The sequence below is a fragment of the Pseudovibrio sp. Tun.PSC04-5.I4 genome, from assembly GCF_900104145.1.
Lineage (GTDB): Bacteria > Pseudomonadota > Alphaproteobacteria > Rhizobiales > Stappiaceae > Pseudovibrio.
The window spans coordinates 327,095-340,165 of sequence record NZ_FNLB01000006.1 but is presented as its reverse complement, the minus strand read 5'-3'; the positions used below and the strand labels follow the sequence as shown (position 1 = coordinate 340,165).

The 13,071-nt window shown below is 51.2% G+C and carries 9 protein-coding genes; 8 read left to right on the top strand and 1 reads right to left on the bottom strand.

Translation table 11 applies throughout. The features are described 5' to 3' along the window. Nucleotides 1-146 precede the first annotated feature (146 nt). The gene (locus BLS62_RS06580) at nucleotides 147-2,864 is read left to right on the top strand and encodes a bifunctional acetate--CoA ligase family protein/GNAT family N-acetyltransferase (protein ID WP_093178428.1); all 2,718 of its coding nucleotides are present in this window, start codon (nucleotides 147-149) and stop codon (nucleotides 2,862-2,864) included. 39 nt (nucleotides 2,865-2,903) lie between these two features. Here the strand turns inward: BLS62_RS06580 and BLS62_RS06575 are convergent, their stop codons facing one another. After that, nucleotides 2,904-4,577 carry a thiamine pyrophosphate-binding protein gene (locus tag BLS62_RS06575; RefSeq protein ID WP_093178425.1) on the bottom strand — a complete coding sequence of 558 codons (1,674 nt, stop codon included), beginning with the start codon at nucleotides 4,575-4,577 and terminating at the stop codon, nucleotides 2,904-2,906. 276 nt (nucleotides 4,578-4,853) lie between these two features. Here BLS62_RS06575 and BLS62_RS06570 point away from each other — a divergent pair, with 276 nt between their 5' ends. The 7 genes from BLS62_RS06570 (at nucleotide 4,854) to cydB (ending at nucleotide 12,607) form a co-directional block, all read left to right on the top strand. Then, nucleotides 4,854-6,422 (top strand): bifunctional aminoglycoside phosphotransferase/ATP-binding protein, encoded by a 1,569-nt coding sequence (locus BLS62_RS06570; RefSeq protein ID WP_208990710.1) that lies wholly within the window; start codon nucleotides 4,854-4,856, stop codon nucleotides 6,420-6,422. 142 nt (nucleotides 6,423-6,564) lie between these two features. Next, the gene (locus tag BLS62_RS06565; RefSeq protein ID WP_093178420.1) at nucleotides 6,565-6,885 is read left to right on the top strand and encodes a FeoA domain-containing protein; all 321 of its coding nucleotides are present in this window, start codon (nucleotides 6,565-6,567) and stop codon (nucleotides 6,883-6,885) included. Further along, nucleotides 6,882-9,224, top strand: a complete 2,343-nt coding sequence (feoB, locus tag BLS62_RS06560) for a ferrous iron transport protein B (protein ID WP_093178417.1) — start codon at nucleotides 6,882-6,884, stop codon at nucleotides 9,222-9,224. The genes BLS62_RS06565 and feoB overlap by 4 nt, the downstream gene beginning before the upstream one ends. Then, nucleotides 9,224-9,460 (top strand): FeoC-like transcriptional regulator, encoded by a 237-nt coding sequence (locus BLS62_RS06555; protein WP_093178414.1) that lies wholly within the window; start codon nucleotides 9,224-9,226, stop codon nucleotides 9,458-9,460. Before feoB ends, BLS62_RS06555 begins: the two co-directional genes overlap by 1 nt. Nucleotides 9,461-9,583: 123 nt before the next feature. Further along, complete coding sequence (locus tag BLS62_RS06550; RefSeq protein WP_093178411.1) at nucleotides 9,584-9,955, top strand: DUF805 domain-containing protein; 372 nt, start codon at nucleotides 9,584-9,586, stop codon at nucleotides 9,953-9,955. Between the two features lie 245 nt (nucleotides 9,956-10,200). Continuing rightward, on the top strand, nucleotides 10,201-11,610 hold the full coding sequence (locus BLS62_RS06545; RefSeq protein ID WP_093178408.1) for a cytochrome ubiquinol oxidase subunit I: 1,410 nt from the start codon (nucleotides 10,201-10,203) through the stop codon (nucleotides 11,608-11,610). Further along, the gene (gene cydB, locus BLS62_RS06540) at nucleotides 11,600-12,607 is read left to right on the top strand and encodes a cytochrome d ubiquinol oxidase subunit II (RefSeq protein ID WP_093178405.1); all 1,008 of its coding nucleotides are present in this window, start codon (nucleotides 11,600-11,602) and stop codon (nucleotides 12,605-12,607) included. The genes BLS62_RS06545 and cydB overlap by 11 nt, the downstream gene beginning before the upstream one ends. The last annotated feature ends 464 nt before the right edge of the window (nucleotides 12,608-13,071 follow it).

Sequence of the window (13,071 nt, the reverse complement as noted above, 5' to 3'; positions counted from 1 at the left end):
CCTTGCTGTCGCACCTCTCTTCTATTTTGGGTCCCTATCTCATCTTTTATAGTTGTGTATGCTATTTGTCGGGTGAGATCTGATGCCCAATTGAAAGCTCATCAGACTACCCCTAAAAGTTTGTAGAGTTTGACGGGAATTGCGCTATGACGATCTGCAATTTAGAGGGATTGACCTCTCCACGGTCCATCGCCATTGTTGGCCCGAACAGCAAGCAGGAGATGATCCTGCAGCGGCTGATTGACAGTTTGATTTCCTCCCAATTTGCGGGACATAAAACGTTAATTGGCCTTCCTGAAACTTCTGCCGACGGCTTCCAAAATCTATCGAAAATCCCGGATGTGGAAGGACGGGCAGATCTGGCCATCTTGCTTGGGGATCACACAACAGCACCAGATGTGATCCGGCAACTGGGCGAACAAGGCACGCGGGCCGTCGTTATACCTGCAAGTGGTTTTGACAGCTGGCGTGATGAACATCTCGATGCCCTGTTAAAAGCGGCTCATCCTTTCAATATCCGCATTCTCGGGCCGGGAAGTCTCGGCATCGCGTCCCCACATTCGAAACTCTCCACCCTGCTCACTCAAGAGCAGGCGTTGAAGGGTGAGCTGGCGTTGATCTCGCGTTCTGGCACCATTTTCAACACCACATTGTCATGGGCGAAAGCCAATTCCATCGGCTTTTCCGGTGTTGTTTCCCTTGGCCGCCGTTTGGATGTGGATGTTTCAGATTTGTTGGACTGGTACGCGCAGGATTACAAAACCAAAGCGATCCTTGTGCATCTTGAGACAATTGCGAACCCGCGCAAATTTCTCTCTGCTGCTCGTGCTGCTGCCCGAACCAAGCCAGTCATCGTCATCCGTAGCGGGTCGAGTCGTGACCAGCATATATCGGGCACAACGCACTCCAGCCGATTGGCCACACGTGATTCCGTCTATGATGCTGCCTTGCAACGCGCGGGTGTGCTTCGTGTTTATGATCTGGACGAGATGTTTGAAGCCGCGGAAACTATTACACGCGTTGCTCCATCCGCCGGTCGTCGTCTTTCCATCATCGCAAATGGGCGCAGTCTTGCAACTCTTGCCGCCGATAGATTGACAAAAGTTGGTGGCAGGCTTGCACCTATCAGTGATGAGACCAAAGCAAAGCTGGGTAAGCTCACGCGGACTGATGCAGTTGCAGACAACCCTCTTGTGCTTTCGGAATCGGCGAGCCCTGAGGAGTTTAAAGAGGGAATTGATGCGCTGCTGAGAGACCCTAATTCTGACGGCGTGCTTGCTATTGCAGCTCCAACAGCCTTTGTGGATTTTGCCGAGGTAGCGAAAGCCATCGCGGATGCAGCAAAAGATGACCGTAAACGGCTTGGCAAACATCAGGCGTTTATTGCAACGTTAGCGGGTGGCTCTAACACCCCACGTCACTTCCTTGATGAAGCGCGTGTGCCTTGCTATCCGAGTCCCTCCGGCTCCATCCGATCCTTCATGCATCTTGTTCGCTACAAGGAAGCAAGGGATCAATTATCAGCCGTTCCAGACAGTTTGCCAAGTGATTACAAACCAAACCTTCGCCTTGCGAAAGAGACGATCCGCAGTGCTTTGGCTGAAGGCCAGAAATGGCTCACGCCGTTACAAACCAGAGATTTATTACAAGCCTACTTGATCAATCAGGTTGAGCTGCATCTGGTCAAAACCGTTGATGAAGCGGCACGGGTCGCAACCTATCTTTTCAAAAAACACGCCCAATTGGTTTTGAAACTGAGCAGCCCGGACCTCACCTTCAAATCCGACGTAGGCGGTGTGCATCTGGGTGTTGATAGTGTGGAAGGCGTGCGAGCGACTTTCGAGAAGATGCTCAAGAACGTGACCCAATCTTACCCGAATGCCGCCATTACTGGTGTTGAAATCCAACCCATGGTTTCCCGCCGGTTTGGATTAGAAACCTATGCCGGTCTTGCTGATGATCCTGTCTTCGGCCCGGTTGTGGTGTTTGGGAAAGGAGGTACTTCTGTTGAGGTTGTTGGTGACCGCGCTATTGATCTTGTCCCCATCGATCTGAACCTTGCCAGAGCGATGGTTTCCCGGACCAGCACTTCCAAACTTCTCAAAGGGTTCCGTAATCGCCCTTCCGCCGATATCTCTGCGGTGGAGCATTTGCTTGTGAAGCTCTCGCAGATCGCTGTTGATTTTCCAGAGGTACGTGAGCTTGATCTCAATCCTGTTGTTGCAGATGAGAAAGGCATTGTTGTGCTGGATGCACGGGTTGCAATTAGCCCGCCAGAAAAACGGCCCGGGCGCCAAGGTGCCTCGCGTCTCTCAATCGTCCCCTACCCTATTGAGTGGGAACACACTCATAAACTGAAAGACGGGAAAACGGTTTTGATCCGGCCAATCCGGCCTGAAGATCAAGGCACCTTGCGTAAGTTTTTTGAGAAGGTTTCCATCGAGGATTTGCGCCTGCGATTCTTTGCACCAGTCAAAGAGTTTTCACATACGTTCCTTGCTCGTCTTGTGCAGCTGGATTATGCGCGGGCGATGGCGTTTGCGGCAATTGATCCTGAAAATGGCGAGATCCTTGGCGTTGTCCGCTTGCATGCCAACCCGGACCATACCGAGGGCGAGTATGCCGTTATGGTTCAGTCTAACCTGAAGGGTATCGGCCTTGGCTGGATCCTGATGAAACTCATCATTCGCTACGCAAAAGTGGATGGTATTCAGTGGATTAAGGGTGAAGTTCTGCGAGAAAACACAACCATGCTGGATATGTGCCGCAGCCTCGGGTTCCGCGTCAAACGCTCCCCAGACGACGATGCATTGGCAGATGTTGTGCTAGATGTAACGGCACTGGACAGAGAGGCGGTGAGCTAAAATGCATTGTATTTTATAGCAAATACAATGCATTCTTTATCAGCTGGAAGCCATCGAGGCTTCACGGATTTCGCTCAATGAGCGGATCGGTGTGATTGCTTCTGGATCCAGATGTAGATGCAACAGAGCCGGTTTTCCGCTGGCTTTTGCAGCTTCGAAGGCCGGACCAAACTCATCAGCTTTTTTCACTGTATTCGTATGGAAGCCATAGGCTTTGGCGAGATCCGCAAAATTCGGGTTTTGCAGCGTGGTTGCGCTGACGCGGCCCGGATATTCCCGTTCCTGATGCATACGGATTGTGCCGTAGATGCCGTTATCAACCACAACAACAATAATGTTTGCCCCTTCCTGCGCAGCTGTTCCCAGCTCCTGAATGGTCATCTGCAAACAGCCATCCCCCGCAAAACAGATCACCTGCCGCTCTGGGAACTTGAGTTTGGCAGCCACAGCAGCTGGCAGGCCGTAGCCCATGGAGCCACATGTTGGGGCGAGCTGGGTGTTGTACTTGCGGAAGCGGTGGAAGCGATGCACCCATGTGGCATAATTGCCAGCGCCGTTGGTGAAGATAGCAGTGTCATCAACGTTGGTCTCGATCCACTCCATCACTTCAGCCATTTGAAGATCACCCGCAACCGTTGGGCGAGCCCCAGACCATGCCATGTAATCTGTGTGCGCTGTTTCCGTATCGGCTTTCCAGCCCGCCTGAGTTTTCAGGTCTAGTTTGGACAGTGCTTCACAGAACCCAACCGGGCTTGCATTGATGCCCAGCGTTGGCAGGTACATGCGGCCCAGCTCTTCAGAACCCGGATGCACGTGAACAATCCGCTGTTTTGGTACAGGAATATCCAGCATGGTGTAGGACTGGCTTGGCATTTCCGAGAGAATGTCACCCAGCAGGATTATCAGGTCAGAATTCTCAACACGGGCTTTGAGCTTTGGATTGATGCCGATGCCAACATCACCAGCGTAGCACGCATGGCCGTTATCAAAGAGCATTTGGCGACGGAAGGACACGCCAACTGGCAGGTCATACTTTTCGGCGAAGGCTTTGAAGGTGTCGCAGGTTTCTTCTGACCAACGAGAGCCACCGAGGATGAAAAACGGGCGCTCAGCTTCTTCCAGCAGGCCTTTGAACTCTTCCATCTGATGATCAGACGGATAAGTTTCAATCTGGCGCATAGCAGGAATACGTTGTGCCTCTGCCATTTCAATCAGCATATCTTCTGGCAGGGCCAGAACCACAGGACCCGGACGGCCTGATGTTGCCACATGGTAGGCACGAGAGATCATTTCCGGAATACGGTCCGGCTGATCAATCTCAGCAACCCATTTGGCAATGCTGCCAAACATCTGGCGGTAGTTCACTTCCTGAAAAGCGTCCCGCTCGCGCATGTCACGGGCGATCTGGCCTACAAACAGGATCATCGGTGTGGAATCTTGCTGCGCCACATGAACGCCAGCGGAGGCGTTGGTTGCGCCCGGTCCGCGTGTGACCATGCAGATACCCGGCTTACCGGTCATTTTGCCCCAAGCATCCGCCATCATAGCAGCGCCGCCTTCCTGACGGCAGAGCGTGATTGGAATGGAGGCATCATACAATGCGTCCAGAACAGCGAGATAACTCTCACCGGGCACACAGAAGACACGCTCAGCGCCCTGATCTTCAAGCGCATCTACGATTAACTGACCGCCGGTCCGTTTTGTCTGGCTCATCCCACACTCCAGTTTGGGCTTATAACCAGCAGACCCTACGCGGTTTATGCCTACGTGAAAATATGCAGTATTTCCTGTCGTTATTCCCAGTTGGAATGAACTTTGTAAAACACCATGATTTTGCGTTGGGTCTGATGACAAAATGACCTCTTTTAGGCGGGCATCTCCCCCTCCTTCCACTGTGGTGAGACCTCATAGGTCCGATTGCTAGATTGGCAATTTAAACCGGAGGGTGCACAACACTCATAGGTTTGCGCAGTTTCGATGGATGGACTTATGACCGCTGACAGTTTTGATGCTGACACTCTCACCCAAAGCGATATCATTGCTTTTTTTTCCTCATCCAAGGCCCACCGTGGCCAAGAGGTCAAACGCATCGATACGCATGCAAACATTGCATTTTTGGTGGGCAACGACGCCTACAAGATGAAGCGGGATGTGAAATTCCCATTCCTTGATTACTCCACTCTGGCAAAGCGCAGGATCGCCTGTGAAGCGGAGATCCGTCTCAACAACCAGTATGCCCCGCAGATTTACCGCAGCACTTTGCCGATTACATTGGAGTCAGACGGTACTTTAGACCTCGCCGGCCATGGTGATGTGGTGGAGTGGGTTGTTCATATGAACCGCTTCAACGAACATCTGGGGCTTGATCGTGTTGCAGAGGAGCAAGGCATTAACCCTGAGCTGGCTGTTGATCTGGCAAAGCTGATGGTTGATGCGCACAGCCACACAACACGGCGAGAAGCGCAGCCATGGATTGATGACCTTGCGACGTATATGGATCAGAATCTGGACGCCTTTCAGGAATTTCCACAATTTTTCCCGGTTGAGCAGGTTCTGGGGCTGGATGCAGCGGCCCGTAAAGAACATCAGTTTATCGAACCCATGATACAAAACCGTGGCGAGTTGGGGCTTGTTCGCCTGAACCATGGCGATGCGCATCTTTCCAACATCGTTCTGTATGATGACAAACCACTTTTGTTTGATGCGGTGGAATTTGATGATGCCATTGCAACGGGTGATGTTCTGTATGACCTCGCCTTCCTGCTTTTGGATCTTTGCGAGCGAGACGAGCCTGTTGCCGCAAACATTGTCCTGAATACTTATCTACGGCTTGCGCACCAACCCAAGCACCTTGAGGATATCCGTGTCCTGCGTTTCTACCTGATGATGCGTGCTGCTATCCGCGCCAAGATCGCAGCAGCCTCCTCCCTGCATCAGGACGGTGAAACACGGCATAAAACAGAACGTCAGGCGCAGGCGTATTTCCAAATTTGCCGCCGATCCCTTGAGCCGGCCGCCCCTGTTTTATGTGTGGTTGCTGGATTATCGGGCACAGGCAAAACAACACTTGCGCAGGGGCTTGCGCCTTTGCTGGGCCGTATGCCGGGGGCCATCCATTTGCGCACTGATATCATACGCAAGGAAATGCTGGAGATCGGGGAAACGGAAAAGGCGAGCAAGGATACCTATACGCAGGAATTCTCCGCAAAGGTTTATGCGGAATTGTTACTGCGTGCAGAGAAAGCGCTTGCGGCTGGACATTCCGTCATCATCGATGGGGTCTATGGCAAACCAGAGGAACGCACCTCAATGGAGCAACTTGCTGCTGACACCTCGGCAGAGTTCTGCGGAATTTGGCTGGAAGCTGACGTCGAGACACTTATCAACCGGGTTGAAACGCGACACGGCGACGCATCGGATGCAGATTCCAATGTGGTGAAGGAGCAGCAATCTTACGATCTAGGGGCTATTACGTGGCACAGGCTTGATACTCGCAAATCCAAAGAAGCTGTTTTAGAACAAGCCTGTAGCGTTGCAGGGCTATTTCTGACGATCTGATATTCCATTTATTATAATCATTACAATGTGATAGCGTGAAATTCGCGCCATCTAAAACATTCGCAAAATTGATTGTCGTCAATGCAAGTCATTCGCAATCGCAGTTTATTGTCTTCAAGAAATAAGATTTTTGGAGACGTTGATGTCTTTGCTAGCCAGAGAAACATTCGAGCAAGCACCCCATAAAGAAGTGTTCGCGCCCTTCCGCGATACATTCGTTCCGCCTGCTGAAGCCGTGAAGTTGACTGACGCCCGTTCGGGTGTGGAGCTGAAAGTTATCCGCCTTGGCCATACGCGTTCAGAGGCACTTAAGCTGAGATCTCTTGGCCTGACCAGTGACCGGCACATTTCTGTGTTTGAAGGCAGCGGCACGCGAGCGCGCATCCTCTCCATTGGCTCGCAACGTGTTGCCATCGGCGTTGATCTCGCCAATACCATTTTGGTTGAAGAGGTCAGTCAATGAGTTGCCACGGGAACAGTTCTTGTTGCGGTGGTAACAAACCTCAGGTCCATCTTCTGGGAACAGCAAACTCTGGCAAATCCAGCCTGTTCAACAAGTTGACAGGCCGCAGTCAGGTTATCGGCAACTGGCCGGGCGTGACTGTTGATCGAAAAACCGGCATTTGTGAAACACAAAACGGTGCGCTGGCGCTGCTCGACCTTCCCGGCGTAGCGACGCTCTCTTCTCCTGAAGATGACCGAATTGATGAGCGTATTACCCGCCAAGCGCTGTTGAATGATCGCCCAGCGGCTCTTGCCGTGGTGCTTGATCCTATCGCGCTGGAACGTTCGCTTGCCATTTTGTTGCAAGCCCTGGCTTTTGATATTCCTGTCGTCGCCATTATGACCAAGGCTGATCTTTGGCCAGCAGGTGTGCTTCAGGCAGCGGCTGATCATCTTTCAGCGGCTCTGGCAATACCTGTTATCGCAACATCCGTTCACGATGCGCATTCACTTGCTGGCTTACGTGACGAGCTTTCAACAGCAGTTCGCGAACCTTACTCCCCTTCCCGTTTGCTGACCGATCCGTTTGATCTGATCAAACCTGTCCGCGCATTGGCACAGGAAATTGCAGCGTTTGCTCCTGAGTTGGAATTTCAGGCTTTGCCACTTGCTCATCGTTTGATGGAAGGCGATAAGCTGGCACGCGCTATGGTGCCTGATGAGGTTTTGAGTAAAGCAAGACTTATCTCTGATGAATGTGCTGAACGCCTCCAAGATCCAACTGAACTTGTGATGGCGACAAGCTACTTCAACCGAGCTTATTCTCTTGCACAACTGATGGAATTGCCTGAACCGGAAAACGTACGGAACTTCTCCGATAAGATCGACCGGTACGTGCTTTCCAAGTTGGCTGGTCCGTTTGTCTTCCTTGGTGCCATGTACGCAATGTTTTTCATTGCGATCAACGTTTCCTCCTACTTCATTGACCTGTTTGACGGTTTAGGTGATGCCCTGTTTATTCAGGCCCCCTTGAGCCTGCTTTATGCAGTTGGGCTTGAAGGCGGCGCTTTAGACATGCTGATCACCGCTGTTGGTGGTGGTTTGCAGACCGTTGGCACGTTTGCGCCAATCGTTGGCTTGCTGTTCCTCTGTCAGATCTTCCTTGAGCAAAGCGGTTATATGGCCCGCGCTGCTGTGGTGGCTGATGGATTGATGCGCCGTATCGGGTTGCCGGGCCGCGCATTCCTGCCGCTTATTCTGGGCTTTGGGTGTACAGTCCCTGCCGTTATCGCAACCCGTACGCTGGAAACAGAACGGGAGCGCGTTGTAACATCCATGATGGCGCCGTTTATGTCCTGTGGGGCTCGCCTGCCGGTTTACGCTTTGTTTGCGGCGGCATTCTTCCCGGTCAATGGCCAGAACATCGTGTTTGCGCTGTACCTGCTGGGTGTGGGCGTGGCGATCTTTACGGGTTGGGCGCTGTCCAACTCCTTCTACAAGGGACAATCCACCAGTCTGGCGATTGAGCTGCCAACCTATCAGATGCCAAAGATGGCACAGGTGATGAAGCTGGTCTGGACCCGCTTGAAGATCTTCTTGTTTGGTGCAGGCAAGATCATCGTGACGGTTGTTGCAGTTCTGACTGTTCTCAATTCTGTCGATTTTGAAGGAAACTTTGGGAATGAGGCCAACGGTAATTCCGTTCTGGCTGTTGTTTCCAAGCAGGTCACACCAATCTTCGCTCCTATGGGCCTAACACAAGATGACTGGCCAGCGACCGTTGGACTTGTCACCGGTATTTTTGCGAAGGAAGCTGTGGTTGGCACACTACAGACGCTTTATGTAAACACGGATGATGAAGGTGGTGTTCCGGCTCCATTGGAAACCGCAAAAGATGCAATTGATGGGTTTACCAGCAGTATTGTCGATCTCGGCTCTCAATTGCTTGATCCGCTTGGTATCGACATCGGCGACACATCCAGCGTAGAAGCTGCTGCCGTTGAACAGGAAGTTGAAGTTGACCTGTTTACCGCTCTTGCTGCCCGGTTTGACGGAAAAATTGGTGCCTTTGCCTACATGATCGCTGTCCTTCTCTACATTCCTTGTTCTGCTGCACTTGCCACCATCTGGCGTGAGGTTGGTCGTAACTGGGCTCTGTTTGCTGCGGGTTGGACGACGCTTCTCGCTTATTCCGGTGCATCTCTGGCCTACCAGATTGGCACTTTTGCGCGGCATCCGGCGTCTTCCTCTGCGTGGATCCTAGGATTACTCGCCGCAATTGCTGGTGTGTTGGTCTTCATGCGGATGAAGGCGGATGGCACGAGCACTGTGCCAACAGCATTGGAGGTCGCAGAATAATGTTGCAGAAGATCGAAAGTGTTTTGAAAAGACGCGGCGGTGCAACCATTACCGAGATTGCTCAGGATATGAATATTCCAAGTGACTTCGCGACGGTTATGGTTTCACAACTGAAGGCGCTTGGCCGTATTGAGGAGGTTGGATGTTCTTCCAGTTCCGCCGCTTCAAGCAGTTGCGCCAGTGCCTGCGGAGGGTGCAGCTTTGAGCCCACCCGGCAATATCGCCTGACACATTGATAAAAGAGAGAGTGGGCCTAGATACAAATCAGGCTCACTTTTTTATTTGCCCCCAATTCCTGACAGGTTTGATCTGCCTGTTTGCGCCTCTACTCTCTCAATACCGAATTGAGGGAGGTGCCCGTGACTTTTCAAGAAGCCGTCAGAACATGTTTTAAGAAATACGCGCTATTTTCTGGCCGTGCTCCCAGATCAGAATATTGGTGGTGGGCCCTTTTCGTTTTTATCGTGCTTACCATTTCTCACGTCATCGATAATTTTGTCATTGCGCCAATTCTTGGACTTCCGATGGGCAGCATTCAAGATGGTGCACCTTTGAGCTCCATATTGAGCATTGCGCTGCTCCTGCCCAATATTGCCGTTGCAGTTCGGCGTCTACATGACATCAACCGATCGGGATTCTGGCTGTTCATCGTCTTGATACCGATTCTGGGAGCTCTTCTCTTGCTCTACTGGAACGTGCAGAAGTCTTATCCGGATAAAGTTGCATATTAGAATTAGTATAAACTGAATAGGGTCGCGTGGGATCAGGCAAAGCTCGTCTTCGTGCGACATTTTGTCGATATCATATCTCGCAATCTGAGCAGTTTTTTAAAGAAAACAGTTACTACAGCAAAGACAAGTGGCCTACCTTTCTAAGTGCACTGATCATGGCGCACAAAAAAACCATAATTATTAAGAGTGTTACGCTAGGTAATGCCATGATTTGACAACAGCACATCCCATCGACAGGTAGTCTCATGGACAGTTTGGCAATTGATCTCGCTCGATTCCAATTTGCTTTTACAATTGCATTTCATATTATGTTCCCAGCCTTTACTATTGGCTTGGCAAGTTTTCTTGCCGTGCTGGAAGGTTTATGGCTGTGGAGCGGGCGCGATGTTTATCTGCGAGTCTTCAAGTTCTGGCTCGTCATCTTCGCTCTAACCTTCGCTATGGGTGTCGTTTCCGGCATCGTCATGGCGTATCAATTTGGCACTAACTGGTCTGCATTCTCAGATAAGACCGGCTCGATCATTGGCCCCCTCATGGGCTATGAGGTGCTTACTGCTTTCTTCCTGGAAGCAGGCTTCCTCGGTATCATGCTGTTTGGCATGAAAAAAGTCGGCAAGAAGCTGCACTTCCTTGCAACGGTAACTGTGGCCTTCGGCACTGCGATCTCCGCGTTCTGGATCATTTCCGTGAATAGTTGGATGCAGACGCCAACCGGCTACGCCATCAATGAAGTTGGGCAGTTTGTTCCTGAAGACTGGTTTGAAATCGTCTTCAACCCATCCTTCCCCTATCGCCTCGTACACATGGTTATGGCAGCTTACCTGACCACGGCATTTGTCGTTGGTGCGGTTGGCGCGTACCACCTTTTGCGAAATCGGTTCAGCGAAGGTGCACAGGTCATGTTCTCCATGGCGATGTGGCTTATCATCGTGGTTACACCGATCCAGATATTTGCAGGTGACTTGCATGGTCTGAACACTCTTGAGTACCAACCAGCCAAAATCGCGGCTATGGAAGGTCACTTTGAGTCTCAAGGCCCTGCTCCGCTCATTCTATTTGGTTGGCCTGATGTGGAAGCCGGTGTGACTAGATACAAGGTGGAAGTGCCTTATCTCTCTAGCATTATCCTGACGCATTCACTTGACGGTGTGGTGCCAGGCCTCAACGACTTCCCTAAAGAAGATTGGCCACCAGCAGCGATTGTGTTTGTGTCTTTCCGCATCATGGTTGGCATTGGCATGTTGATGTTGCTGGTTGGGGTATGGGGCCTCTGGTCTCGTGCGCGAGGCAAACTCTATGAAAGTGAGTGGCTTCAACGTGCTGCCATTCTCATGGGTCCAGCCGGGTTTGTTGCGGTCATTGCTGGCTGGACAACAACAGAGGTCGGTCGCCAGCCGTTTACAGTTTACGGCCTTCTTCGAACAGTCGACTCGGCCTCTCCGATTGAAGCTCCGGCGGTCTGGGCCTCACTTGTTCTGTTTGTTGCTGTCTACTGCATCGTCTTTGGCGTGGGTATCTACTACATCTTCCGCTCTATGGCGAAATCACCTGATGCCAGCCAGGGGCCTGAAGAAGGTATTCCAGTGAGAACTGCAGGCATTACTCCTGCGCAAGCACTTCAATCCAAAAAGGGAGATCATTCAGATGACGCTTGATTATCCACTTATCTGGGGTTTTCTCATTGCCTTTGCAATCTTCGCTTACGTTGTTTTGGATGGCTTTGATCTTGGTATCGGTATTCTTTATCCAACCACAAAAGATGCCGATGAACGCACGCTGATGATGAACAGTGTTGCTCCGGTCTGGGATGGCAACGAAACCTGGCTCGTTCTTGGCGGCGGCGGAATGCTTGCGGTATTCCCGCTCGCTTATTCCGTTATCATGCCGGCGGTCTATGCTCCGATTATCGGAATGTTGATTGGTCTCATTTTTCGTGGTGTAGCCTTTGAATTCCGCTTCAAATCCTCCGAGGAGCGTAGGCCATTTTGGGATATATCCTTCTTCGCTGGGTCTGTCGTGGCTGCGTTCTGTCAGGGTCTCGTACTTGGCACACTTGTGCAAGGCATTGAGGTTGTAGACAGAACCTACTCAGGCGGTTGGTGGGATTGGCTGACACCCTTCTCCGTGATGACCGGGTTCGCTTTACTTGCCGGTTACGCCTTGCTTGGTTCCACATGGTTGGTGATGAAGCTGGAAGGCCCGCCTCAAGCGCATTTCCGCCGGATCTCCAGGTATACCGCTCTCATTATGGTTGGTTTTCTTCTGCTGGTCAGCATGTGGATGCCGTTCATCAATGAAAGCATCATGGAAAAGTGGTTCAGCTTCCCATACTTGCTTTACACTTTCCCGGTTCCCTTGCTTGTGGCGGTCGCAGTTTTGGTGTTGTGGCGTGGCCTGCTCAACGACAAAGATTATTCACCATTCCTTGCATCGCTGGCTTTGTTTTTGCTGACCTATGTTGGATTAGGGATCAATACATTCCCCTATATTGTTCCAGAGGTCTACACGATCTGGGAGGCTGCCGCACCCGATAGCAGTTTGAAATTCCTGCTTGTTGGTGCCGTCATCTTAATCCCAATGATCCTCGCTTACACTGCCTACGCATACTACGTGTTCCGCGGTAAAATTAACTCTACGGAGGGCTATCACTGATGACCTTGGGAAAAACAGTTGGTGTAGACCAACCCCTATGGAAGAGACTTTTTTGGTTTGTAGCGCTTTGGGTTGCCGGTGTTGCTTCCGTTATGGTGGTCTCTTTCGCTCTGCGAACTCTGATCGTCTGATTTTGAAAATAAAAGGGCGTGCTATCCCCATAGCACGCCCCTCTCCCAGTGAACCGATCGCGGTTCCTCCTCCGCTACGGCTCTTAATAGTATGAGGAGCGAATGCCTCCCAACATCACACCCTCTCATATATTTCAGGGGCTACTGTGATATTTTTTTAGGCGCCTTTCAATGCGTCAAAACCCTATATTTGATAAATTAATTGCTAAAAATTACCTAAAATTGGTTTCTTATGCAGTATTTGCGCCCACAACTTCCTCTCCAAAGTACCCAAAGTTATAGTTTGGTATGTCTCGTGGGTGCTTACAGTTCTTGCGACCTGAGGGATGTCAT